The sequence below is a fragment of the Kitasatospora xanthocidica genome (assembly GCF_014656195.1).
In the GTDB taxonomy this organism is placed as follows: Bacteria; Actinomycetota; Actinomycetes; order Streptomycetales; family Streptomycetaceae; genus Kitasatospora; species Kitasatospora xanthocidica.
In genome coordinates this window covers 124,159-148,154 of record NZ_BNBY01000011.1, presented here as the reverse complement: position 1 = coordinate 148,154, position 23,996 = coordinate 124,159, and the positions used below count along the sequence as shown (strand labels likewise).

Here is a 23,996-nt window from a genome sequence, read left to right as displayed (position 1 = left end):
GACGATCACGGAGGTACCCATGTTCACCCAGCGCGCCGACGGCCTGCGCCTGCTCACTGTGCACGCCCACCCGGACGACGAGTCCAGCAAGGGCGCGGCCACCCTCGCCCGGTACGCCGAGGAGGGCGTGGACGTCCTGGTCGCCACCTGCACCGGTGGCGAGCGCGGTTCGGTGCTCAACCCGGCGCTGGACCGCCCCGAGGTCCTGGCCGACATCGCCCGGATCCGGCGGGAGGAGATGGCGGCCGCCCGCGAGATCCTCGGTGTGCGCCAGCGGTTCCTCGGCTTCGTCGACTCCGGGATGCCGGGCCCGGACGAGCCGCTGCCGGAGGGCTGCTTCGCCGCCCAGCCGGTCGAGGCCGCGGCGGCGCCGCTGGTCGCGCTGATCCGTGAGTTCCGCCCGCACGTGGTGATCACCTACGACGAGACCGGCGGGTACCCGCACCCGGACCACGTGATGACCCACCGGATCACCGTGGAGGCCTTCGAGGCCGCCGCCGACCCGCGGCGCCACCCCGAGGCGGGGGAGCCCTGGCAGGCGGCCAAGCTCTACTACCACCTGGCGCTCTCCCGGGCCTGGTTCCAGACCCTGCACGACGCCATGACGGATCGCGGCGTCCCCTCCGACATGGGCGAGCTGCTCGCCGGGTGGCCCGACACCCCGCCCGCCCTGGCGACCACCACCCGGATCGCGTGCGCCGAGAAGTTCGCCGTACGGGACGCGGCGATGCTGGCGCACGCCACCCAGGTCGCCCCGGGCGTCGCCTTCATGGCCCACCCCCGGGACATCGAGCGCGAGGTCTGGCCCACCGAGGACTACCACCTGGCCCGGAGCCTGGTGCCCGCGGCCGGTGGGGCGGGCGGCGCGGGCGAGGTCGAGGACGACCTGTTCGTCGGGCTCCGTGCGGGAGCGGGAGCAGGAGCAGGAGCAGGCGTGGGAGCAGGCGTGGGAGCGGAGGTGGGGGCGGGGTGAGCCTCAGGCCGGAGGAGGTGGTGCGGGCTGCGGCGCCGGCCGGGGTACCGACCGCCGTGCCCGCTGCCGCCCGCTCAGCACTGGCCGTCGGCGAGCACGTAGTAGCCCGGGCCGGTCCGCTTCAGGGTGTGGGTGACGAAGGTGTTCCAGAGCCCCATGTTCTGGCCCGAGCCGAGCGCGTAGGTCAGGCCGCCGCTCTGGGTGGCCCGGCCGGCCACGACCTGGTCGTAGTTGGTCGCGGTGAAGCACTGGGGAGCGCCACCGGGGGTGGTCGCCGTGACCGTCGCCGATCGGGCGCCCACCGCACCGGTGGTGTCGACGGCCGCCACACCGTAGCCGTACGTCGTCCCGGCGGCGAGGCCGGTGTCGGTGAACGACGGGTCCGTGGTGCTGCCGACCTGGGTGCCGTCGCGGTACACCCGGTACGAGGCGGCGCCGCTGACGGCTTGCCAGCCGAGCGTCACCGAGCCGGCTCCGGCCGGAGTCGCGGTCAGCCCGGACGGGGCGGGCAGGCCGGGGGTAGTGGGGCCGGTGCCGCCGTCCAGGCCCCAGAACTGCGCGGTGTAGTAGCCGGAGCAGATCGTGTCGAGGAAGTAGGCGCCGGTCGCCCCGCACTGGTCGGCCCCGGAGCCCGGGTGGACGGCCAGTCCGTGGCCCATCCCGCCGACCGTGAACAGCGCGACGGCCGGGCGCCCGGCCGCGTCCGCGTAGAGCTCCTGGGTGGTGCCGCCCGGCAGGCTGCGGGTGGTGGTCGGCTGGCGGCCGATGCCCTGGACGTTCGTCCACTGGTCGCGCAGCTCGGTCGCGTTCACCGGTCTGACCACGGTGTCGGCGCTGCCCTGCCAGATCGCCACCCGGGGCCACGGGCCGGTGTACCCCGGGTACGCGGCCCGGACCTTGTCGCCCCACTGGGCCGGGGTGAGCCCCTGGTCGCTGTTCTGGCAGCCGGAGGCGGCGCCCTGGGTGGTGGCGCAGTGCGCGGGCAGACCGGAGTCGATCGCCCCGCCGGCGAAGACGTCGGGGTAGTCGGCCAGCAGGTCGGCGGCCAGTCCGCCGCCCGCCGAGAGCCCGGTGACGAACACCCGGTGGGCGTCCGAGCCGTACAGGGCCTTGGCCTTGGTGACCATCTCGGCCACCGATTCCGCCTCACCGACGCCCCGGGAGTCCTTGGTCGCGTCGAACCAGCTGAAGCAGGAGAGGCTGTTGTTGCTGCTGCCGGTCTGCGGGAACACGACCGCGAAGCCGTACTGGTCGGCGAACTTGGTCCAGCCGGAGTTGCGGTAGTAGTCGGTGGCGCTCTGCAGACAGCCGTGCAGGGCGACCACCAGGGGCGCGTCGGCGGGCAGTCCGGCGGGGGTGTAGGTGTACATCGCGAGGTTGCCCGGGTTGGGGCCGAACCCGGTGACCTGCTGGAAGCTCCCGGTGGAGGCATCGGTGGCGGCGGTGGAGGTCGGGGCGGCAGTGGTCGGGGCGGTGGAGGTCGGGTCGGCGGTAGCCGGGGCGGGCACGGCGGCGACGGCGAGGGCGGCGGCCGTCAACAGCGCGGCGGCGGCTGGGCGCAGAGGCACGGGGACTCCTGGGTGGGGGAGGAGTGGGGGCGTGTGCCGAGCAGCGTGGCGCGCCGCGCGCCCCGAAGCCATGTGGCGGTCAGCCGAGGTCCGCCGCCCGGACATGGCGCGGACCGCCATGGCGCGTCGGACCGGTCAGGGCTGTACAGACGGGGGGTCGACGGACGGGGGGTCGGCAGACGGGGGCGGACGGACGGGGGCGGACGGACGGGGCCCACGGTCCGGCCGGCCGGACTCGCCCGGGTGCCGTCGGGCCGGTCAGAGTGCCGCGAGCACTCCGCAGAGCGCGAGCAGGCCGCAGATGCCGAAGTTGACCAGCTTGTGCGAGAGGAACACCGCCGCGAACTCGCGGATGGTCGCGCTCGGCCAGTAGTAGCTCGCGGTGGGCGAGCCGAGGACGTGCCCGTTCACACCGGTCCGGCGGGCGAGCAGCGCCGCCCGGAAGGCGTGGAAGTTGTTGGTGACCACGACGCAGCGGTAGTCGGGCTTGGCCTGCTCCATGATGGCCTTGCTGAAGAGCAGGTTCTCCTCGGTGGTGCGCGAGCGGTCCTCCCGTTCGACGTGCTCGGCGGGGAAGCCGCGCTCGATCAGGTAGTCGGCCATCGCGTGGGACTCCGGCAGCTTCTCGTCCGGTCCCTGGCCGCCCGAGGTGATCAGGACCGGCGGGTTGCCGCGTCCCGCCTGCTTCTCGTACGCCTCCCGGCCCCGGTTCAGCCGGCTGGCCAGCAGCGGCGGGACGCGCTCTCCGCCGATCAGTCCGGAGCCGAGCACGACCACGAAGTCCACGTTCCGGCGCGGCCGGTGGCGGCTGTACAGGAAGGCGTAGCCGACGAAGCAGACGAACAGGAAGGAGACGTAGAGGACCACCAGGACGGCGGTGCCGGCCAGGACGGCCAGCTGCCGGGAGCCGGTGACGAGGGCTGCGCCCAGCAGCGCGATGACGGCGACGATGCCCAGCCCGGCGAGCAGCGACAGCAGGTTGGCGGGTCGCCGGCCCTCCTTGCGGATCATGGTCAGGCCGTTGGAGATCAGGAACCAGACCAGCGCGACCGTGCCGACGGCCGGGAGCAGGATGATCGCCGCCGCCACGAGCTCCACCACCAGGGTCGGTGCCTTGCGCAGTTCGGCGAGCAGGGCGATGGAGAGGAGCGAGACGGCGATGCCGAGGAGGACGGCGTTGCTGAACTGCCGGCGGTCGCGTAGTACCCCGATCCCGAACAACAGGAAGAACAGGGCGGCTGGGGCATAGACGATCATGCGTCGTATCGTAGGCGGTTCGTGGGAACGGTCCCCTTGCGCGAGGCGGTCAGCGCCGGCCGGCGAAGCGCTCGATCGCGGCGAGGACGGCGTCCCGCATCCGGGGGCTGCCGGTGTGCCCGGACTCGTCGATGACGGTCAGCCGGGCGTCCGGCCAGGCCTCGGTCAGCTGCCAGGCGGTGTAGAGCGGGCCGCCGAGGTCCAGCCGGCCGTGGATCAGTTCGCCCGGGATCCCGGCCAGTCGCCCGGCGTCGCGCAGCAGTTGGCCGTCCTCCAGGAAGGCGTGCCGCGAGAAGTAGTGCGCGGTGATCCGGGTGAAGGCCATCAGGGCGTCGGAGGGGCGGTCGGTGTACGCGTTCGGCTTGCCCAGCGACTCGTGCGAGATGACCGCGTCCTCCCAGGTGGCCCAGGCGTTGGCGGCGGCCCGCCGGACGGTCTCGTCCGGGCTGTTGAGCAGCCGGCTGTAGGCGGCGACCAGGTCGCCGTCCCGGTCGGCGGGCGGCAGGAAGTCCCGGAACTCCTCCCAGGGGCCGGGCAGGAAGCGGCCGACGCCCCGGTAGAGCCAGTCGGTCTCCTCGGGGCGGGTCATGGTGACGCCGCAGAGGACGATCGCGGAGACCCGCTCCGGGTGGGCCTGGGCGTAGGCGAGGATCAGGGTGGAGCCCCACGAGCCGCCGTACAACAGCCACTTGTCGATGCCGAGGTGTTCGCGCAGCCGTTCCATGTCGGCGATCAGGTGTTTGGTGGTGTTGTGCTCCAGCCCGGTGGTGGCCTCGGCGGCGTGCGGGCGGCTCTGCCCGCAGCCGCGCTGGTCGAACTGGACGACGTGGTACCGCGCCGGGTCGAAGTACCGCCGGGAGCCCGGGCTGTGGCCGGAGCCGGGCCCGCCGTGCACCACCACGGCCGGGGTGCCCGCCGGGTCGCCGGAGGCGTTCCAGTACATCAGCTGTCCGTCGCCGACGTCCAACAGGCCCTGTGCGTACGGCTCGTAGAGGGGGTACGGCTCGGTCATCGGTGGCTCCTCCGTGGTCGTACGGACAGGACTCGGGGAGCCTACCCCGCGTGTGGGGGCCGGATCAGCGGCGGTCCGGCGGGAGCAGGGCCGCGAGGCCGTCCAGGATCCGCTGGACGCAGAACTCGAAGCGGGCGTCCATGTCCGGCGCGGTGAGGTCGTCGGCGAGGTCGACGAGATTGGGGAAGTCCTCGGCGGGCAGGGCCCGGAAGAGGTCGCCGGCGGCGACGGCGATCTCGCGGCGGCTGCCGCCGAGGACTTCGGCGGCCGAGATCGGCGACTGTTCCTGCAGCACGAAGCCCTGGACGAAGGCGCCCAGCAGGTAGCTGGCCATGGCGGCGTCGGCGTCGGAGAGGCCGGCCGCGCGGAGCCGGTCCAGCTGGTCCTCCATCAGTCCGAGCAGGTTCGGGCCGGGGGCGAGGCGACCGGCGACGACCTTGGCCGCGTCGCGGTTGTCGAGCAGCAGTCGGCGGTAGCGCCAGCAGTACGCGTGGAACTGCTCGCGCCAGCCGCCCTCGCGCGGCGGGGGTTCGGCGGAGCCCATGATGGCGTCGTTGAGCAGGTCGAGCAGTTCCTGCTTGTTGCGCACGTGCCAGTAGAGCGAGGCCGCCTTGACGCCGACCTCGGCGGCGACCTTGCGCATCGACAGCCCGGCGAGTCCCTCCCGTTCCAGGACCCGCAGGGCCGCCTGGGCGAGAGCTTCCCTGGTCACGGCGGGTGTCGCGGCACCGGCCCCCGGCGTGGCGCTGCTCCCCGGTGTGGCGTCGGCCCCCGGTGCGGTCGTGTCGTTCTCCGGCATGGCGGTGCGGACGCCTTCCTCGCTGTCGTGGAATTCCCGCTTGCAATCTAACACCGTTAGGGGCACTCTGTGGCTGCCGAACCAACCCCTAACAGTGTTAGGCAGCCATGCTCGGGAGGGAATCCATGGACGGGTCGAGTACCCGCCGCCAACGGCTCGCACTGCTGACGCTCTGCGTCACCATGTTCATGTCCATGCTGGACAACGTCATCGTCAACAACGCGCTGCCCCGCATCGGGCAGGACCTGGACGCCGGGATCAGCGGCCTGCAGTGGGTGGCCGAGGGCTACAGCCTGGTCTACGCCGCCCTCGTGCTGACCGGCGGCGCGCTCGGCGACCGCCACGGCCGCACCCGGGTGTTCCGCCTCGGGCTGGCCCTGTTCACGGCGGGCTCCGCCGTCGCGGCCCTCGCCGGGACGATCGGCGTCCTGGTCGGCGCCCGGATGCTGCAGGGCGTGGGGGCCGCGCTGCTCACCCCCGGCAGCCTGACCCTGCTGCGACACGTCTTCACCGACGAACGCGAGCGGGCGAGGGCGATCGCCACCTGGTCCGGGGTCTCCGCACTCGGCCTCTCGGTCGGCCCGGTGGTCGGCGGCCCGATGGTCGAACACCTCGGCTGGGCCAGTGTGTTCTGGATCAACGTGCCGATCGGCGCCGCCGGGCTGCTGCTCGCCGTCCGGGTCCTGCCGGACATCCCGCCGCGCCCCCGTCGGATCGACCTCGGTGGCCTCGCCCTGTCCGCGGCCGGTCTGGCGCTGCTGGTCTACGCGCTGATCGAGGGCCCGTCCCGGGGCTGGACCGACACCCGGGTGCTCGGCTGCGGCGCCGCAGCCGTGGTCCTGCTGCTCGCCTTCCTGGTGCTCGAACTGCGCCTCGTCGAGCCGATGCTGGAGCTGAGGCTGTTCCGCGACGGGGCGTTGGGCGGCGCGCTGCTCAGCGGCTTCGTGGTCAGCTTCGGGATGTTCGGCGCGCTGTTCTTCCTGCCACTGCTGATGCAGGGCGTCCTCGGCTGGTCCCCGGCCGGCGCCGGCTACGCCGGGCTGCCGATGACGGCGATGCTGGTGGTCGCCGCGCCGCTGTCCGGCCGGCTGACCGCACGGTTCGGCCCGCGGCCGCCGCTGGTGCTCGGCCTCGGGCTGTGCGCGGTGGGACTCGGCGGGCTGGCGCTGTACGGGGACCAGGCCCGCTACCCCGAGTACCTGTGGACGCTGTTCGCGATGGGCCTCGGGATGGGGCTGACCTTCACCCCGGTGTCGATCGTGGTGATGACACGGGTGCCCCCGGCGCAGACCGGGATGGCCTCGGCGACCGTCAACACGCTGCGCGAGCTCGGCGGGGTGCTCGGGATCGCCGTGCTGGGCGCCGTCCTGACCGACCGGTGGTCCGACTCCCTGACGGCGGCCCTGCACCGGCTCGGCGTCCCGCCGGACGCCGCCGGCCGGATCGCGGACGCTCCCGCCGGCGCCCTGCACGGCGGTGGCGGACCGGCGGCAGAGGTACTGCCCGGCCCGCTCCGGGACGCGGTGGACGGCGCGTTCGTCGACGGCATCCACCTCGCCGTGCTCTGTGGCGCGGCCGCGCTCGCCGTCACCGCCGTCCTGGTCGCCGTTCTGCTCGGCCGGGCCCGACCGGTCGCCCGGGCCGGTGCCGACGGCCCGCGGCAGCCGAACCCGGCGGAGCCGGTGGAGCCGGTGGAAGCCCCCTGAGCCGGCCCGGCGGCTCGACCGGCGGCCCGCCGGCCCGTCTGACCGCCTGTCTGCCGGCCCGTCTGACCGTCCGCCTGCCCGACCGGCCTACCGTTTGGACGCCCGACCGGCCGCCGTGGGGGCGGCCGGTCAGCGGATCCCCTCGACCGCCGCCTGCGCCGCCCGGGCCAGTTCGCGCCGGGCCCCCGCCCGGGTGGGCTGCGGGGTGGGCGGTGGGATCGGCGGCAGGAAGGTCACGTCGGCGACCAGCCCGCGCGCCGCGACGACCCGGGCGAGCGAGGTGAGCAGCCCGTCGTCCCCGACGAAGGCGGGGACGCTGGTCGGCCGTCCGTCCGCCAGCCGGTAGCGGATCGTCACCGGCTGGACGAAGGCGCCCGCCTCCACCGCGGCCTGGAACAGGGCCGGCCGGAACCGCCCGCTCTCCCGGCCGCACCAGGTCGAGCCCTCCGGGAAGACGATCACCGGGTGTCCGGAGCGCAGCTCCTCGGCCACCGCCGCCACGGTGTCGGGCAGTGTGCGCAGCCGGTCGCGGTCGAGGAAGACGGTGCCGCCCCAGGCGATCAGCGGACCGAGCACCGGCCACCGCCGGACCTCGGTCTTGGCCAGTGAGCGGCCCGGCCGGCCGGCCGCGAGCAGCGGGATGTCCAGCCAGGACACGTGGTTGGCCACCACCAGCACCCCGCCGCCGCCCGGGCCGCCGCCCGGCCCGGTGAGGTGGACGGTCACCCCGAGGGTGCGCAGCAGGACGCGCGCCCAGAGCCGGGCCAGCCGGTCCCGGCCGTCGTACGGGAGCAGCCGGACCGGCAGGCTGAGCAGGAGACCGGCCAGGACCGCCACCAGGAAGGCCGTCAGCCGCAGCGCCCGCCGGGGGTGGGAGACCTCCGGCGCCGGGTCGGCCAGGCAGGTCTCGGGCCGGCAGGTCGCCGTGGGCAGCCAGACGCTCACGACGCGGTGCCCAGACCGGGCAGGCCGGAGAGGAAGTGCCGCAGGTAGCGCGGGTCGGTGCGCTCCAGCGAGAGCAGCACGTACAGGTCGGCGCAGTCGAAGTCCGGGTCGTACGCGGGCTCGCCGCAGACCCAGGCGCCGAGCCGCAGGTAGCCGCGGAGCAGGGCCGGCAGCGCGCCCCGCTCGGCCCGCGGCACGCCGGTGGCGTCCCAGCGGCGGTGCGGGGTGACCCGGTACTCCGCGGGGGCCAGGTGCTTGGTGCTGACGCTGTCCCAGACCCGGGCCGCGGTGGCACCGCCGTCCTCCAGGCCGATCGAGCAGCAGCCGCCGACCCAGGTGTTGCCGGTGTCGGCGAGGTAGCGGGCGATGCCGCCCCACATCAGGTTGATGACGGCGCCGTTGCCCCGGTGGTCCGGGTGGATGCAGGAGCGGCCGAGCTCGACCAGGCCCGGGCGGACCGGCGCCAGCGCGGACAGGTCGAACTCGCCTTCGGAGTAAAGCCGTCCGGCCCGCCGGGCCGCCTCGGGCCGCAGCAGCCGGTAGGTGCCGATGACGGTGCCGTGCTCGCCCTCGCGGACCAGGAGGTGGTCGCAGAACTCGTCGAACGGGTCGACGTCCAGGCCCGCGACCGGGCTGTGCAGGACGGCGCCGAGCTCGGCCCCGAACACCTGGTGGCGCAGCCGCTGGGCGGCGCGCACGTCGTCCTCGTCGCGGGCGAGGGAGACGGTGTACGGGGCGGCGGCCGGCACGGGGGCGGCGGGGACGGCGGCCGGGACCGGCCGGCGGCGGGGGGCGGGGAGCGCCGGGGAGTCGTGGGTGGGGGCGACCGCGGACGGAGCGTACGTGGGGACGGTGGTCATGTCGGACCCTCCAGGGCAGCACGATCGGCGGTGCCGTGGATCAGCCAGGGCACCGTCCCGGTCCGCAGGTGGTTGGGCATGGACGCGAACCGGTCTCGGTATGTCTCTCCGAATCGGTTGGCATCCACGTTGCGGCACGGCGGAGCGCAGATGTGCACCTGTTGAATGGGACCCCCCGCGGCCTGCCCGTCACCTGCGCGGCACCGGGAACTCGTCCGCAGGGGGTGGACAACAGGGGCGTGCGGCTGCACCGCACGCCCCAGCCGTCGGACCCACGCGCCCCTGCCGTCAGGCCCGCTCCACCCGGCTCACCGGCCCCGCCCCACCCGGCTCACCGGCCCCGACCTGCCCGGCTCGCTGGGCCCGACCTGTCCGGCTCACCGAGCCCGTACGGCGAGCCCGGACGGCGGCCACCCGCTCACCGGCCCCGCCAGCCCTCCGGGTCGACGCCGCCCGGGACGGCGTCGTCCGGTCCGTACGGTTCGCGGGTGTGGACGAAGGAGCCGATGTCCAGGTGGCTGACCGAGCCGTCGGCGCGCCGGACCACCCGCAGGGTCTCGCCCGCGTAGTAGTTCTCCAGGCCGGTCCAGGTGCCGTCCGGCTCGGGCCGGAAACGTGAGCCGCGGCCGCCGCCGGCGAGCGTCGTGAGCTCCAGCACCCGGCCCGGCCGCAGCCGCAGGACGGTCGGGGAGGCGCCCCAGTACCAGGGACCGGTGAGCGCCAGCAGTTCCTCGTCCACCTCGGGCAGCGGGTGCCAGGGCTCGGGCAGCCGGGGCTCGTGTTCGGCGGTGAGCGCGATCAGCTCGGCGGCCAGCTGCGCGGTGCTGCCGCCGCTGGTGGCGTTGGCCAGACCGAACGCGGCCAGGCCGTCGGTCTCGCTGACCCACAGTCCGGCCGTGAAGCCGGGCATCGAGCCGGTGTGCCCGTACAGCAACCGGCCCTCGTGGCGGCGCAGTTGCAGGCCGAAGCCGTACGCGGTGGTCCACCCCGCGTCGTCCGGGGCGACCGCGGGGCGGCGCATCTCGGCGAGGGTACCGGCGGACAGCACCTTGTCGTCGCCGGCGCAGAGGAAGGCCGCCCAGCGGGCCAGGTCGGCGCCGGTGGACCAGAGTTGACCTGCCGGGCCCATCAGCCCGGTGTCGGTGAGCGGCTCGGTCCGCAGGACGTCGGCCCACGGGTGGACGGCGAAGCCCCCGGCGTGCGGGGGCTCGGGGAGCAGCGTGGTGCGGCCCATGCCGAGCGGTGCGAGCACCTCGCGGCGCAGCACCTCGCCCCACGGCTCGCCGCGCACCTTCTCCACCAGGGCGCCGAGCAGCGCGTAGCCGGGGTTGGAGTAGTGGTGGAGGCGTCCGGCCGGGTGCTTGAGCGGGCGTTCGGCCTCCAGGATGTCGTCGAGGCGGGGCCGCAGCGAGCCCTCGGTCCGCTCCCACCACGGGGCGGGGGTCTCGGCGGCGAGCCCGGCGGAGTGCGAGAGCAGCTGGGCGACGGTCGCCTCGTCGGCCGGGGTGCCGGGCAGGTGGCGGGAGAGCGGGTCGGCGAGGTCGAGCAGTCCCTCGTCACGCAGCCGCAGCACCAGCACGGTGACGAAGGTCTTGGTGAGCGAGCCGATCCGGTACTGGACGTCCGGAGTCGGCGCGTGCCCGTCCACCAGGCCGCGGGCGCCGCTCCACACCGGCCGCCCGCCCCGCAGCACGCCGGCGACCATCGAGGGCGTGCGGCCCTCGGACTGGGCGACGGCGAGCCGGTGCAGCAGGGCGCGGCGGGTGGTGGGCAGCAGCTCGTCGGGCAGGTCGGTCATATGGACTTCTGAACTCATCGACATGTGCACGGACAGTAGCCCAGCCGGGGGCCGGACCCGAGCGGAACGACGCGCGGGCCGACCGGCCGACGGTCCGCCCGGGTCGACAGCTCGACAGCTCGACAGCTCGACGGGGCGCCGGGGCGCCGGGGTGACGGGCCGTCAGCCCGGCAGCGGCGGCAGCTCCGGCCGCTCCAGCCAGGCCTCGAAGAGCGGGCCGAGCGGGGTGGGGGTGTACCGGGAGGCGTGCGCCCGCAGGTCCGCGGTGTCGACCACGCCGTACCGGTTGAGGCTCGCCCAGTCCCGCAGCATCGCGAAGAACGCGTCGTCGCCGAGCGCCCGCCGCAGCGCGTGCACGACGAGCCCGCCGCGCTGGTACAGCCGGTCGTCGAACATCAGCTTGCGGCCGGGGTCGCCGAGGACGAGGTCCTGCGGCTGCCCGGACAGCAGCGTGTGCGCGGCATGGGCGTGGGTGGCGGCGGCCGGGCCGCCGGCGTGCTCGGACCAGAGCCACTCCGCGTACTTGGCGAAGCCCTCGTTGAGCCAGATGTGCCGCCAGTCGGCGATCGTGACGCTGTTGCCGAACCACTGGTGGGCCAGCTCGTGCGCGATCAGCCGTTCGCGCTCCCAGCCGCCGCCGAGGTGGTTGGTGCCGAAGGTGGCGACGCCCTGCGCCTCCACCGGGACGTCCAGCTCCTCGTCCGCGAGGACGACCGCGTACTCGCCGAACGGGTACGGCCCGAAGACCTCGCCGAAGTACGCCGTCATCTCCGGCTGCCGGGCGAAGTCCCGGGCGAACCCGGTGGCCAGCCGCTCCGGCACGTACCCGGTCTGCGGCACGGCCGGCCTGGCGGCCAGCGGCACCGCCCGGTAGTGGCCGATCGACACCGTCACCAGGTAGGTCGGGGTCGGCGCGCTCTGCTCGTACACCCAGGTGGTGCTGGACGCCCGGGTGGTGCGGGTGAGCAGCCGGCCGCTCGCCACCACGGTGAACGGCGACGGTGTGGTGACCGCGATCTGGTAGGTCGCCTTGTCGGCGGGCCGGTCGTTGCAGGGGAACCAGGACGGCGCGCCGATCGGCTGGCTGGCCACCAGCGCGCCCTCGGTCAGCTCCTCCCAGCCCAGGCCGCCCCACGGGCTCTGCACCGGGCGCGGGTTGCCGGTGTAGTGCACCTCGACGGTGAACGCCGCGCCCGCCGCGAGCGGCTTGGCCGGGCGGATGCGCAGCTTGCCGGCGCGGTGGGTGTAGCGGGCGGCCCGGCCGTCGACCAGCACCCGGCCGATCCGGAACTCGGCCAGGTCCAGGGCGAACTCCGCCAGCACCGCGTCGGCCACCGCGCTCAGCCGGGCCGAGCCGGCCAGCCGGTTGGGCCCGGGCCGGTAGTCCAGGGTCAGCTCGTAGCGGTGCACCCGGTAGCGGTGGTCACCGCTGTTCGGGAAGTACGGGTCAGGGGCGCCGGCGGCCGCCGGGACGTGCTTGGACTTCACGGGGACGTGCGCTTCCTGAGGGCCGGGACGGGGGGTCGTCGAGGCGGTCATGACGTGGTCTGCCACACCTCGATGGGGTTGCCCAGCCACCGCGTGTCGGCGGGGACGGACTCGGCGCGCATCACCAGCGAGGCCGGGCCCAGCGTGCTGCGCGCGCCCACCGTGCTGCCGGGCAGCACGATGCCGCCCGGGCCCAGGGTGGCGCCCTCGCGGAGGACCACAGTATCCATCCGCATGATCCGGTCGTGGAAGAGGTGGGTCTGCACGACGCAGCCCCGGTTGATGCTGACCCCGTCGCCGAGGGTGACCAGGTCCGCCTCCGGCAGCCAGTAGCTCTCGCACCAGACGCCGTGCCCGACGTTCGCGCCGAGCGCCCGCAGCCACAGGTTCAGCACCGGCGTGCCCGGCACCGCGCCGACCAGCCACGGCACCGCGAGCATCTCGACGAAGGTGTCCGCCAGCTCGTTGCGCCACACGAAGCCGCTCCACAGCGGGTGCTCCACCGCCCGGAACCGTCCGACCAGCAGCCACTTCGCCGACACCGCGACCACGCAGGCCACCGTGCCCGCGCCGAGCAGGACGAGGCCCGACAGCAGCGCGGCGGTCAGCGGCGAGCCGGCCGCCAGCCAGGACAGCGCCGCGACCGTCAGCAGGCCCAGGGCCGCCGAGGCCAGCACCGGAACCACCCGGACCACCTCGACCAGTCCGCGCGCCCACAGCAGCCGGGCCGGCGGCTCGTAGGTCAGGCTCTGATCGGCCTGGTCCGCCGAGCGCGGCAGCCGCATCGGCGGCATCCCCAGGTACGAGCCGCCCTTCTTCGCTTTCGCCGGCGTCGCCGACAGCACGCCCACCAGTCCGCGCTTGGGCACCGAACGGCCCGGCGCGGTCATCCCCGAGTTGCCGAGGAACGCCCGCTCGCCGACCTTCGCCTCGCCGAGCCGCACCCAGCCGCCGCCCAGCTCGTACGGCGCGATCAGGGTGTCGTCGGCCAGGAACGCGCCGTCGCCGACCGTGGTCAGGCTGGGCAGCGCCAGCACCGTGGAGGCCTCGACGTGCCGGCCGATCCGCATGCCGAGCGCCCGCAGCCACAGCGGGGTGACCAGTCCGGCGTAGAGCGGGAACAGCACCTCGCGTGCCCGGTCCATCAGCTGGGTGACCGTCCACGCCTGCCAGCCGACCCGGCCGTGCAGCGGGTGCACCCCGGGCACCAGGCCGACGCTCAGCACCCGGACCAGGACCAGCAGCTGCACGGCGTACACCGCGCCGTAGGCGAGGGTCGCCGGCACCAGGCCGAGCAGCGCGCCGCCGAGCGCCGGGGCGAGGGCGTCGCCCTGGTCGACGAAGCGGGAGAGCACGGCCAGCGCGGCGAGCGCGGGCAGCGCCGGGAGCAGGCCGAGCACGGCACCGCTGGCGCCGTACAGCGAGGCCCAGCGGGCCCGGCGCACCGGGCGGTCCTTGGGCCAGGTGCGCTCGGCGCGGCCCAGCTTGACGGCGGGCGCGCCGCCCCAGCGCTGGCCGGTCGGCACCTGGCCGGTGACGCTGGAGCCGGCCACCACCTGGGAGCGCTTGCCGACCCGGGCGCCGGGCAGCAGCGTCGAGCGGGTGCCGACCACGGCGCCGGAGCCGACCTTGATCTGGCCGATCAGCAGCCGGTCGCCGTCCAGCCAGTAGCCGCACAGGTCCACCTCGGCCTCGACCGCGCAGCCGCGGCCCAGCTTCAGCATCCCGGTGACCGGCGGCAGCGAGTGCAGGTCCACGTCGGGGGCGATCTTGCAGCCCAGCGCGCGGGCGTAGCGCACCAGCCAGGCGCCGGACAGCGAGGTCGCGCCGCTCAGCTCGGCGAGCCGCTCGGCGGTCCAGAGCCGCAGGTGGACGGCGCCGCCGCGCGGGTGGCTGCCGGGGCGCAGGCCGCGCAGCAGCAGCCGGGCGCCGCCCGCCGAGAGCGCCAGCCGGCCCGCCGGGGTGTACAGCGCCAGCGCGCCCGCGCCGACCCACCACCAGGAGGCGGTGGGCGCCCACGGGTAGTCCCCGAGGTGGCCGAGCAGGTTGCCGGCGGCCAGCAGGGCGACCGTCCAGCGCAGGCCGACCACGGTGAACAGGGGGATCAGCAGGAGCAGCTGCAGCAGCTTGGCCCTGGCCGGCACCAGGGTGACGGTGCGGGTCTCGGCACTGTCGGCGCCGGAGCGCTCCAGGTGCCGGGCGAGCTTGCGCAGCGTCGGGTGCTGGTAGATGTCGAGCACGGCCGCGTTCGGGTAGCGGGTCCGCAGCAGGGTGGTCAGCCGGGCGGCGGCCAGGCTGCCGCCGCCGATCGCGAAGAAGTCGTCGCGCGCGCTGCCGACCTTGACGCCGAGGATCTCCGACCACTGCTCGGCCAGCCAGGCCTCGGTCCCGTACAGCTGCTCGCTCGGGCCGGTGGACTCCAGCTCGGGCAGCGGCCAGGGCAGGGCGTTGCGGTCCACCTTGCCGGAGGTCCGGGTGGGCAGGGTCTCGACGGTCGTGAGCAGCGGGACGAGGGCGGCGGGCAGCTCGGCGCGCAGCCGGTCGACGGCCTGCTCGCGGTCGAAGCCCTCCTGGACCACCAGGTAGCCGACCAGCAGCTGGTTGCCGCCGCGCGCGGTGCGGACGGCCGCGGCCGCGCCCGCCACGGCGGGCAGGGCCTGCAGCGCCGCGTCCACCTCGCCGAGCTCGATCCGGCGGCCGCCCAGCTTGATCTGCTCGTCGGTGCGGCCGAGGAACAGCAGGCCGGCCGGGTCGGCCTGGACCAGGTCACCGCTGCGGTAGGCGCGCTCCCAGCCCAGCGAGGACAGCGGCGCGTACTTCTCGGCGTCCTTCTCCGGGTCGAGGTAACGGGCCAGGCCGACCCCGCCGATCACCAGCTGACCGGTGCCGCCGGGGGCGACCGGCTCGCCGGCCTCGTCCACCACGGCGAGGTCCCAGCCGTCCAGCGGCAGACCGATCCGCACCGGACCGTCGCCGGTCAGCAGGGCGGCGCAGGCGACCACGGTGGCCTCGGTGGGGCCGTAGGTGTTCCACACCTCGCGGCCCTCGGTGACCAGCCGCTGCACCAGCTCGGGCGGGCAGGCCTCGCCGCCGAAGATCAGCAGCCGGACCTCGTTGAGCGCCTCGGCCGGCCACAGCGCGGCCAGCGTCGGCACGGTGGAGACCACGGTGATCTCCTGCTCGGCCAGCCAGGGGCCGAGGTCGGCGCCGCTGCGCACCTGGGAGCGGGGGACCGGCACCAGGCAGGCGCCGTACCGCCAGGCCAGCCACATCTCCTCGCAGGAGGCGTCGAAGGCCACCGACAGGCCGGCCATCACCCGGTCGCCCGGGCCGATCGGCTCGTCCTGGAGGAAGAGCGCGGCCTCGGCGTCCACGAAGGCGGCGGCGTTGCGGTGGGTGACGGCGACGCCCTTGGGCTTTCCGGTGGAGCCGGAGGTGAAGATGATCCAGGCGTCGTCGGCGGGGGTGGGGCGGCGCTCCGGGGCGGGCGGGCGCTCGGCGGTGGGGGCTGGGGCGCGCTCGGCGGTGGGTGCGGTGGCGGGGGCTGAGGTGGCCCCGGCCGTCGGGGTGGCCCCGGCCGTCGGGGTGAGGGCCCGCTCGGCGCCGAGCACGGCGGCGACCCCGGCCTCGCCGAAGACCAGGTCGGCGCGCTCGTCCGGGTCCTCCGCGTCCACCGGGACGTAGGCGGCCCCGGCGGCGAGCACGGCGAGGATCGAGACGTACAGGTCGTTGGTACCGGAGGGGACCCGGACGCCCACCCGGTCGCCCGGGCCGATCCCGGCGGCGGCCAGCCGGCGGCGCAGCTGGTCGACCTCGGCGGCCAGCGCGCGGTAGCTGAGCACGGCGCGGCCGTCGTCGAGGGCGGGCTCGTCGGGGTGGGCGCGCACGGTGGCGTCCAGGACGTCCACCAGGGTGCGGGGCGCGGCCGCCGGGCGGCCCGGGAACTGGGCGCGCGGCGCCGCGGTGACCTGCTGCGGCCGGATCGGTTGGTTCGGCTGGCTCGGTTCAGCTGTCATGGCAGCCCGTGCGCTCCTCGTCCTCGCCCCGTTCCGATCGATGCCCGGCCCTTGGGGGCGGTGGGAGCACTCGCCGTAACCGGGTGACCCCACTCCGGGGCCGGAGCGGACAACCTGACCGATGGTAGCTCCGGATCTCCGGCGGCGCCTGGGCAGGCTCGGGCCCAACTCGGGCGACGGTGGCCGAATCTGACGCATCATCAGTCAATAACTGATGCCCTGTGGCGAGGATGTGACGGGATGTCAGTCGAATTGACGGACAGTCAGGTCGGATTTCGGATCGTGATCCACGCCACAGCGAATACTGCTCCCTTCGGGTGGCGGGCCCGGCGTTTCGGCCGTGTCCAGGCCTTTTCCAGGCTGCTTCGGGTCCGGGCCGGGGCTGAATCCGCCCCGGTTCCGGGCCCGCCACGGGTTCCGGAGGGAGGGGTGGGGCGTCAGTGGAAGTGGTGCAGGTGCTCCTGGAGGAAGGCCTCCAGTGTGCGCGGACTGCGCCCGGTGAGACGGGTGAAGGCGCCGTCGGGCGTCTCCCGGCGGACCACCGCGAGCTGCTGGATCTCCACCACATGGGCGGCGAGCCAGCCGGGCATCCCGGCCCGCTCGACCAGGTGGGCGTGCAGCTCGGCCGGCGAGAGGTCGACGTAGCGCACCGGCCGGCCGAGCAGCCCGCCCAGCAGCGCGGTGACCTCCGCGTGGGTGTAGGCCCGCCCGCCGGTCAGCGGATAGGTGCCGCCCACCAGCTCCGGGCGGGTGAGTACGTCGGCGGCGAGGTCGCCGATGTCCCGGACGTCCACGTAGTTGCACCGCGCCTGCCCCATCGCGCCGTGCACCACCCCGGCGGCGGCGATGCCGGGGGCCAGGAGCAGCAGCTTCTGCATGAACGCGTACGGGCGCAGGACGGTGGTCGCGACGCCGGAGGTCCGCAGGCGCTCCTCGATCAGGTGGTGGCCGCGGGAGATCACCACGGGGGAGTCCGGCTCGGCGGCGGGGGCGGACACCTTCACGATGTGCCCCACCCCGCAGTCCAGCGCCGCGTCGATCGCGTTCAGCTCGTACCGGACCTGGTCCGGGCTGTTGGCCATGGTGAGGAGGAGCTGGTGCGCGCCGCGGAAGGCCTCGCGGAGCGAGTCCGGGTCGGCGGCATCGGCCGCGAACGGCTCGGTACGGGCCAGGGTCCGCTCGTCCAGGCCGGCGGCCAGGCGGCCGGGGTCCCGGCTGAGTGCGCGGCTCGCGACTCCGAGGGCGGAGAGGCTGCGCAGGGTGGCGCCGCCGGTGGCGCCGGCGGCGCCCATGATGACGATCATGACGTCTGCCTTTCGGGTACGGGGGTGGGGGCGGGTGCGGATGCTGCGGTGGGAGTGGCGCTGGGAGCGGGTGCGGGCGTGGGTGTGGCCGCGCGGGCGGCCTGGGCCGGGGGCTGCGGTTCGCGGGTGCGCCGGCTGCCGCGCCAGCGCCAGGTGGTGATGGTGGCGGCGATCGCGGACGAGACCGGCAGGTCGATCGGCAGCCGCTTCGGCCATGGGCTGTCGCTGAGCGCCGGGACGTGCGGGAGCCAGTGCGCGGCGGCGAGGCCGATGCCGAGCGCGAGCCCGGCGGCGAGCACGCCGAGGACGGCGGCCGCGAGCGCGCGCGGCGTCCGGGCGGGCCGGGGGCGGACCGGTCGGCGGCGCAGGAGGGCGCCGAGCGCGGCCGCCACCAGGGCGGAGGTGCCGCCGATGGTGGTGAGCGCGGCGACCACCAGTTCCTGCTGCCGGCTGGCGACTCCGCCGAGCCCGGCCATCACGGCGGGCATCAGGTAGGCGACCAGGACCTCGCGCCACAGGACGAACGGCGGGGGAGCGCCGCGGGCCTTCTTGCTCATGGGTTGTCCTCACAGTCGGGTTGTCGTGGTTCCGGTGCTGCAGGTGCTGCAGGTGCTGTCGGTGGTGCCGGCGCTTCCGGCGGCGCCGGTGCTTCTGATTAGGCACCTAAGTATTTGTGCTTAGGTGCCTAACTATTGGGGCTGGGAAAAGGCGGGCCGACCGGCGGCCCGCCCGGGGTGCGGGGTCGTCTCCGCCGTTTTCAGTCCGCGGTCAGCGCGTCGATGCCCGCGACCACCCGGGCCAGCAGGTCGAGGAAGGTGGCGCGTTCCTCGACGGACAGTCCGCCGACCAGCGCCTGCATCCGGGCGAAGTGCTCGGGTGCCAGGTCGCGCAGCTTGTCGGCGCCGCGCGCGGTGAGGATCACCACGTTGCCGCGCCCGTCCTCGGTGGACGGACGGCGGGCTACCAGGCCCTCCCGCTCCAGGCCGTCGACCAGGCCGGTCACGGTCGCCCGCGAGACGCCGAGGCTCGCCGCGAGCTGGGACGGCGACTTCTCGCCGCCGTGGTCCTCCAGGTCCGCCAGCAGGCGGTAGCGGCCGGTGGAGAGTCCGAAGCGGCCGAAGTGCACCTCGCCGGCCTGTCCGAGCCTGGCCCCCGCCGCCATCAGCCGGGCCGCCACCAGTACCGCCTGCGGATCGGCCGGGAGGCCGTAGCGGGCGATCTGACGGCGGGCCTGATCGAGGCTGGGGGCGCCGGAGTCGGGTGCGGGGTGCTGCGTCACGAGAAGTACTATGGCGCCTAATCAGATGCTCCGTCAAGCGAGGCTGACGGCCGCTGCCCGGGGCGGCCCTGCTCGCGGGCGTCCCGGGACCGGTCGGGGGTCGGACGGGTGTCCAGGCCGACGGTCCAGGCCGGGGTCCGGCCGTCGCCGCGCCGTGGCCAGGACGGGGGCGCCCGCCCGTGCCACACTCGCACCACCGGGCGCCGCGGACGGGCCCGGCGGCGGGCCGCAGACCCCGCCACCTGCGACGGGAGGCACGACGGCATGCCCTTCGAAGGCGCGATCCCCGACATCTACGAGCGGTACCTCGTCCCGCTGCTCTTCCGCCCCTACGCCCGCGACCTGGCGCGGCGCCTGGCCGAGCGGCACCCCCGGGACGTGATCGAGACGGCCGCCGGCACCGGCGCGTGCACCCGCGAGCTGGCCGCCGTCCTGGCACCGGACACCTCGATCACCGCGACCGACCTCAGCCGGCCGATGCTCGACCGCGCCCGGACCCTGCCGCTCGCCCGCCCGGTGCGCTGGGCCGAGGCGGACGCCATGGCACTGCCGTTCCCGGACGGCTCCTGCGACGCCGTGGTCTGCCAGTTCGGCGCCATGTTCTTCCCCGACCGCCCACGCGCCTTCGGCGAGGCCCGCCGCGTGCTGCGCCCCGGCGGTGTCCTGCTGTTCAACGTCTGGGACGCCATCACGGCGAACGAGTTCATCGCGGTGACCGAGGCGACGGTCGCCGGGCTCTTCCCCACCGACCCGCCGGACTTCCTGAGCCGCGTCCCGTACGGATACCACGACCCCGCCGCGATCGCGCGGGACCTCGCGGACGGCGGCTTCACGAGCAGCCCGCTGATCGAGACCGTCGTCGAACGGGGGCGCGCCGAGTCGGCGCGGGACGTGGCCACGGCCCTGTGCCAGGGCACCCCGCTGCGCAACGAGATCGAGGCCCGGAACGGGCCCACCCTCGACGAGGTGACCCGGGCGGTCACGGCGGCGATCACCGACCGCCTGGGCACCGGCCCGGTCGAGGCGGCGCTCAGCGCCCTGGTGGTGACGGTCACCCGCTGACGGCCACCGGCACGTTCCCGCCCCTCGCAGCCCGGCAACGCGCGGCGGCGGTGACCGGGGCCGGGGGCGGCGGAAAATGCGATGAGGCCGCTCCGACAGGCCCGCTACGCTACGGCCCGCTCCGACGACCGATGCCACCCACCAGCGAAAGCGGGCCCATGACCCGGGACATGCTCACCGTCTGTCTGCCGCCCACCGACCCCGCCGACGTGGCGGAGGCGTTGGCTGGCGCGATGGCCCCCTACTGGAACGACGCCGAGGTCCCGCCGGGCGGCGAATGGCAGGGGGAATGGCAGTGGTGGCACGTCTTCGGCGGCGACGGCGACCACGGTCTGCCGGTCCGTGCCGGATACGAGGCCGACCCGCGGCTGGTGCGCAACCCGCTCTGGAGCGACGGCAGCCCCCGACCCGCGCAGCCGGTCGTCCGCTGCGACGGCGGCCCGCGCGGCCTGCTCGATCTGGACCGCGACCGCGCGTCGGTGGCCGAGGAGGCGGGCGCGGACTGGGATGCGTGGACCGCCTTCAGCGCCGACTACGAACCGGCGCTGTCGGAATCCGAGATGTTCGCGCAGACCTCCGGCAGTCCGCAGTGGCGGGAGGCGTTCTTCGCGCAGCCGGTCATCCGGGCCGTGGCCGCCCTACGGCCGACCTGGGAGGAGGCCCCCCGCTGGGCCAGAGCGCACGACCCGGTCGCCTGCTACGCCGGAGGCCGCGAGCAGTACGTGCGCCGAATGGCCTCCCGCGTCGTGCCGACCAACGTGCTGCTCACCCTCGACGGCGAGTGGATCGACGGAAACTGGTTGTCCCACGACCCCGACGCCCTCGTCGGCCACCGGTACCGCGACTTCGCCGACCGCTACCTCGACGACCTCGCCGAGGACGCCCTCATGGTCCGCATCCGCTTCCACGACTGATCCGAGCGACCCTGCGCCGCCGTCGAGGCCTTGCTTCGGGGCGTGTCCGCTCCAGGCCGGCGAACCGTACCGGTCAGGGCAGCCGGCTGCCGCGCTCGGCGCACAGCGTCGCGGCGTAGGCCGCCGCGTCCGCGTCCAGCTCGGGGCGGGTGGCCGAGAGGACGCGGACCTCGCCGCCGGCGCGGGCGGCCAGGGCGGCGTGGAGACGGGAGATGCGGAGGGCGCCCATGTAGGCGGGAAGGTCGGCCGGGGCGACCCAGGCGGCGTCGCGGATCTCGTCCGGCTGGAGGCGCAGCGGCGGGTGGGGGAGCGGGACCGTGCCCAGATCGAAGTAGAACTGGACGCCCGGCATGTTCGGCAGGTCGCTGCCGTCGCCCTTGGCCCAGGCGATGTGGAGCAGTCGCCCGACCGCCAGGCGCAGCCCCGTCTCTTCCTCGAGCTCCCGCTCCGCGGCCTGCTCCGGGGTCTCGCCGGGGTCGATCACACCGCCGGGACAGCCCCACGGCTCCCGGTTGAAGCTGCGGACGAGCAGAACCCGGCCGTCCGGGTCGGTGACGAGGCAGGAGACTGCGGGGAAGGCGCGGGCGATGCCGGAGAGGTAGGCGGGGACCTCGGCGGATCCAGGGTGTGACACCGTCAGGACTCCTCGCATGGTGCGTTGCTCGTGTACGTCTGGAGATTCCGAAGACGCTGCGAGAGGTGCCGCCGGTTCGCCTGCTGCCCGACTGTGTGTCGCTGGGCTCACGGAGGGGTGGCCCACCGTCTCATGAGCTCGGCGCTTCGGGGTGACGGCGGTGCGGATCGAGGCTAGGCGGCGCGGGGCGTGATCCGGGGCGTGATCCGGGGTGCGGTCCAGTCGGCGTGCTTCAGGACGGTACGGACCATCACGCCGGGCGGGGTCAGCCGGATCGCGGCGTTGCGCAGGCCGACCGCCAGGGGGTTCGCGAGCTGCTGGCCCATCCGGCCGGCCCGGCGGGCGTCGCGGGCGACGGTCTGGCTGCGAGGACGGCGGACCGCGTCGTAGCGGGCGAGCGCGTCCTCGACCGTCCGGCCCTCGGCGAGCGCCGCCGCCAGGGTCACCGCGTCCTCCAGGGCCTGGCAGGCGCCCTGGCCCAGATGGGGCGTCATGGCGTGCGCGGCGTCTCCGAGCAGGGCGACCCGGCCCACGACGTAGGAGGGCAGCGGGGTGACCAGCTCGTGCACGTCGTGGTGCAGTACCGCCTCCGGTCGGGTCGCGGCGAGGAGCGCCGGGATCGGCTCGTGCCAGCGCGCGAAGCGGCGGCGGACCTCCGTGAGCGGGTCGCGGTACCGGACCCCGGCCGGGGCGTTCAGGACGGCGTGCCACTCGGCGGTTCCGTCCGGGAAGGCGATGTGGCCGAACTCGGCGCCGTGGCCCCAGGTGAGCTCGAAGTCTGCCGTCAGCCCGTCGACCGGGCGCTCGGTGATCGCCCGCAGCACCGTCGAACCGCTGTAGGCGGGCCCGGGGTGGGCGGGGAAGAGGCGACGCCGGGCGCGGCTGTTGATCCCGTCGGCCGCCACGACGAGGTCGGCGTCCAGGACGGTGTCCCCGTGGGTGACCCGGACCCGGGCGGGGCGGGAGGCGTCCACGTCGCTCCTGCCAACCGCCTCGGCCGTGCCAGCCGTCTCGGTCACGCCAGCCGTGTCGATCACGTCGGTCGTCTCGGTCACGTCGGTCACCTCGGCGCCGATCACCAGGGAGCCGGGCGGGAGCGCCTCGCGCAGGATCCGGTGCAGGGCCGCGCGCGGGATGCCGACGATGGGTGCGCCCAGTTCCCGTTCCAGTGCCTGTCCGTCCATCACCGCGAGCCGACGACCGTCCGGGGTGCGGGTGCCGCCCGTGTACTGACGGCGCGAGGCCGCCTCGACCGCCTCGCCGACCCCCAGCGCGGCGAGTGCGCGCATCCCGTTGGCGGCCAGCGAGATGCCGGCCCCCGCGTCGGCCGGCACCGCCGCCCGCTCGAGCACGGTCACGTCCCACCCCGCCAGCCGGAGGCCGATCCCGGCCGCCAGCCCGCCGATCCCGCCTCCGACCACCACCGCGCTGCCACTGCCCGTGCCGCTGCCGCTGCCCATGCCCGGTCCTCCCCGTGTCCCAGCGCCGCTTTCTACATCTGTAGAAGGAGCGTACTACGGCCTCACGGCGCGGCCGACGGCCGGTGGGTGGCGCTCGGGCCGGTGCCGGTAGAAAGGGGTCATGCAGCGGGATGAGGAGCAGGGGCGGCCGGACCGGCGGACGGTGCTGGCGGACGCGGCGATCGGGGTGCTCGCGGACCTGGGGGTGCGCGGCCTGACCCACCGGGCGGTGGACGCGGCGGCGGGCCTGCCGACCGGGACCACCTCGGCCTACCTGCGGACCCGGCAGGCGCTGCTCACCGCGCTGGTGCGGCGGCTCGTGGAACTGGACCAGGGGGAGCTGCAGGCGATGGGCGAGCGGCTGCCCGTCCGTTCGGTGGAGGAACTGGTCGACGGAATCCTGGTGTTGATGCGGTACCGGTTGACCGGCGAGGGGCGGCGGCGTTCGCTCGCCCGCTACGCCTGCGCGGTGGAGAGCGTGCGCGACCCCGAGCTGCGGGAGATCCTCGTCCCGCGCGAGAACGCCGGGCGCGCCGCCGTCCGCGCCTTCCTCGTCGAGCGGGGCGTGCCGGACCCGGACGGGCGGACCGGCACGCTGCTCGCCTGCGTCGACGGCCTGGTCTTCGACCGTCTGGTGGGCGGGGGAGAGCCCGGGGCGGACGAGATCCACGGTCTGGTGGCGGCCGCCCTGCGCGGGGCGGGCTGGGCGGGCGGGAGCGGGGAGCTCGGGTCGGTGTGAGCACCGCCCGCCGTACTACCTGCGGGAGGCGCGAGCCGCGGCGACGAAGAACGCGATCAGGCCGAACACCAGGAAGACCGTCACGGCGGGCCACAGCGGATCGCCTTCGAGGAACGCGGTGACGAGGGTTCGGAGTCCCGTGACGATGACGTGCATGCGGGTACCGTAGCGTCACCCGTCAC

At 75.0% G+C, this 23,996-nt stretch carries 20 protein-coding genes; 5 read left to right on the top strand and 15 right to left on the bottom strand.

Annotated elements, in window-relative coordinates:
* Nucleotides 1-19: 19 nt before the first annotated feature.
* Nucleotides 20-973 (top strand): mycothiol conjugate amidase Mca, encoded by a 954-nt coding sequence (gene mca, locus IE332_RS21220; protein ID WP_189918746.1) that lies wholly within the window; start codon nucleotides 20-22, stop codon nucleotides 971-973.
* Nucleotides 974-1,047: 74 nt separating this feature from the next.
* Here the strand turns inward: mca and IE332_RS21215 are convergent, their stop codons facing one another.
* From IE332_RS21215 to IE332_RS21200, 4 genes are all read right to left on the bottom strand, one after another.
* Complete coding sequence (locus IE332_RS21215; RefSeq protein ID WP_373313784.1) at nucleotides 1,048-2,535, bottom strand: extracellular catalytic domain type 1 short-chain-length polyhydroxyalkanoate depolymerase; 1,488 nt, start codon at nucleotides 2,533-2,535, stop codon at nucleotides 1,048-1,050.
* A gap of 264 nt (nucleotides 2,536-2,799) precedes the next feature.
* Complete coding sequence (locus IE332_RS21210) at nucleotides 2,800-3,798, bottom strand: YdcF family protein (RefSeq protein WP_189918742.1); 999 nt, start codon at nucleotides 3,796-3,798, stop codon at nucleotides 2,800-2,802.
* 49 nt (nucleotides 3,799-3,847) lie between these two features.
* The gene (gene pip, locus IE332_RS21205; RefSeq protein ID WP_189918741.1) at nucleotides 3,848-4,810 is read right to left on the bottom strand and encodes a prolyl aminopeptidase; all 963 of its coding nucleotides are present in this window, start codon (nucleotides 4,808-4,810) and stop codon (nucleotides 3,848-3,850) included.
* A gap of 64 nt (nucleotides 4,811-4,874) precedes the next feature.
* Nucleotides 4,875-5,522 (bottom strand): TetR/AcrR family transcriptional regulator, encoded by a 648-nt coding sequence (locus tag IE332_RS21200; protein ID WP_189918739.1) that lies wholly within the window; start codon nucleotides 5,520-5,522, stop codon nucleotides 4,875-4,877.
* A 212-nt stretch (nucleotides 5,523-5,734) separates the two neighbouring features.
* Here IE332_RS21200 and IE332_RS21195 point away from each other — a divergent pair, with 212 nt between their 5' ends.
* Nucleotides 5,735-7,315 (top strand): MFS transporter, encoded by a 1,581-nt coding sequence (locus IE332_RS21195; RefSeq protein WP_229928770.1) that lies wholly within the window; start codon nucleotides 5,735-5,737, stop codon nucleotides 7,313-7,315.
* Nucleotides 7,316-7,444: 129 nt separating this feature from the next.
* Here IE332_RS21195 and IE332_RS21190 read toward each other — a convergent pair whose 3' ends face one another.
* The 8 genes from IE332_RS21190 to IE332_RS21155 form a co-directional block, all read right to left on the bottom strand.
* The gene (locus IE332_RS21190; protein WP_229928769.1) at nucleotides 7,445-8,260 is read right to left on the bottom strand and encodes a lysophospholipid acyltransferase family protein; all 816 of its coding nucleotides are present in this window, start codon (nucleotides 8,258-8,260) and stop codon (nucleotides 7,445-7,447) included.
* Entirely contained in the window at nucleotides 8,257-9,120 is an 864-nt protein-coding gene (locus IE332_RS21185) for a GNAT family N-acetyltransferase (RefSeq protein WP_189918735.1), read from the bottom strand. The genes IE332_RS21190 and IE332_RS21185 overlap by 4 nt, the downstream gene beginning before the upstream one ends.
* A 418-nt stretch (nucleotides 9,121-9,538) precedes the next feature.
* On the bottom strand, nucleotides 9,539-10,918 hold the full coding sequence (locus tag IE332_RS21180; protein WP_189918733.1) for a serine hydrolase domain-containing protein: 1,380 nt from the start codon (nucleotides 10,916-10,918) through the stop codon (nucleotides 9,539-9,541).
* 162 nt (nucleotides 10,919-11,080) lie between these two features.
* Nucleotides 11,081-12,406 carry a M1 family metallopeptidase gene (locus IE332_RS21175; RefSeq protein WP_229928768.1) on the bottom strand — a complete coding sequence of 442 codons (1,326 nt, stop codon included), beginning with the start codon at nucleotides 12,404-12,406 and terminating at the stop codon, nucleotides 11,081-11,083.
* Nucleotides 12,407-12,453: 47 nt separating this feature from the next.
* Complete coding sequence (locus IE332_RS21170; RefSeq protein ID WP_189918729.1) at nucleotides 12,454-16,422, bottom strand: Pls/PosA family non-ribosomal peptide synthetase; 3,969 nt, start codon at nucleotides 16,420-16,422, stop codon at nucleotides 12,454-12,456.
* Nucleotides 16,423-16,859: 437 nt separating this feature from the next.
* Nucleotides 16,860-17,726, bottom strand: coding sequence for an NmrA family NAD(P)-binding protein (locus IE332_RS21165; protein ID WP_189918727.1), 867 nt, complete (start codon nucleotides 17,724-17,726; stop codon nucleotides 16,860-16,862).
* Nucleotides 17,723-18,283, bottom strand: a complete 561-nt coding sequence (locus tag IE332_RS41925) for a hypothetical protein (protein ID WP_189918725.1) — start codon at nucleotides 18,281-18,283, stop codon at nucleotides 17,723-17,725. Before IE332_RS41925 ends, IE332_RS21165 begins: the two co-directional genes overlap by 4 nt.
* 200 nt (nucleotides 18,284-18,483) lie before the next feature.
* A complete protein-coding gene (locus IE332_RS21155; protein WP_189918723.1) occupies nucleotides 18,484-19,005 on the bottom strand; it encodes a MarR family winged helix-turn-helix transcriptional regulator in 522 nt (173 codons plus the stop codon).
* A gap of 264 nt (nucleotides 19,006-19,269) precedes the next feature.
* On the opposite strand from IE332_RS21155, the gene IE332_RS21150 reads away from it, so the two are divergent.
* Nucleotides 19,270-20,067, top strand: a complete 798-nt coding sequence (locus IE332_RS21150; protein WP_189918720.1) for a class I SAM-dependent methyltransferase — start codon at nucleotides 19,270-19,272, stop codon at nucleotides 20,065-20,067.
* A 158-nt stretch (nucleotides 20,068-20,225) separates the two neighbouring features.
* Nucleotides 20,226-20,981 (top strand): hypothetical protein, encoded by a 756-nt coding sequence (locus tag IE332_RS21145; RefSeq protein WP_189918718.1) that lies wholly within the window; start codon nucleotides 20,226-20,228, stop codon nucleotides 20,979-20,981.
* Nucleotides 20,982-21,054: 73 nt separating this feature from the next.
* Here IE332_RS21145 and IE332_RS21140 read toward each other — a convergent pair whose 3' ends face one another.
* Both IE332_RS21140 and IE332_RS21135 read right to left on the bottom strand, forming a co-directional pair.
* A complete protein-coding gene (locus tag IE332_RS21140; RefSeq protein ID WP_189918716.1) occupies nucleotides 21,055-21,615 on the bottom strand; it encodes an NUDIX domain-containing protein in 561 nt (186 codons plus the stop codon).
* A 173-nt stretch (nucleotides 21,616-21,788) separates the two neighbouring features.
* Nucleotides 21,789-23,075: an FAD-dependent monooxygenase gene (locus IE332_RS21135; RefSeq protein WP_189918714.1), complete on the bottom strand. Its 1,287-nt coding sequence runs from the start codon at nucleotides 23,073-23,075 to the stop codon at nucleotides 21,789-21,791.
* A gap of 121 nt (nucleotides 23,076-23,196) precedes the next feature.
* Between IE332_RS21135 and IE332_RS21130 the strand changes: the two genes are divergently transcribed.
* Complete coding sequence (locus IE332_RS21130; protein ID WP_189918712.1) at nucleotides 23,197-23,814, top strand: TetR/AcrR family transcriptional regulator; 618 nt, start codon at nucleotides 23,197-23,199, stop codon at nucleotides 23,812-23,814.
* A gap of 15 nt (nucleotides 23,815-23,829) precedes the next feature.
* Here the strand turns inward: IE332_RS21130 and IE332_RS21125 are convergent, their stop codons facing one another.
* The gene (locus tag IE332_RS21125) at nucleotides 23,830-23,970 is read right to left on the bottom strand and encodes a hypothetical protein (RefSeq protein WP_189918710.1); all 141 of its coding nucleotides are present in this window, start codon (nucleotides 23,968-23,970) and stop codon (nucleotides 23,830-23,832) included.
* Nucleotides 23,971-23,996 lie beyond the last annotated feature (26 nt).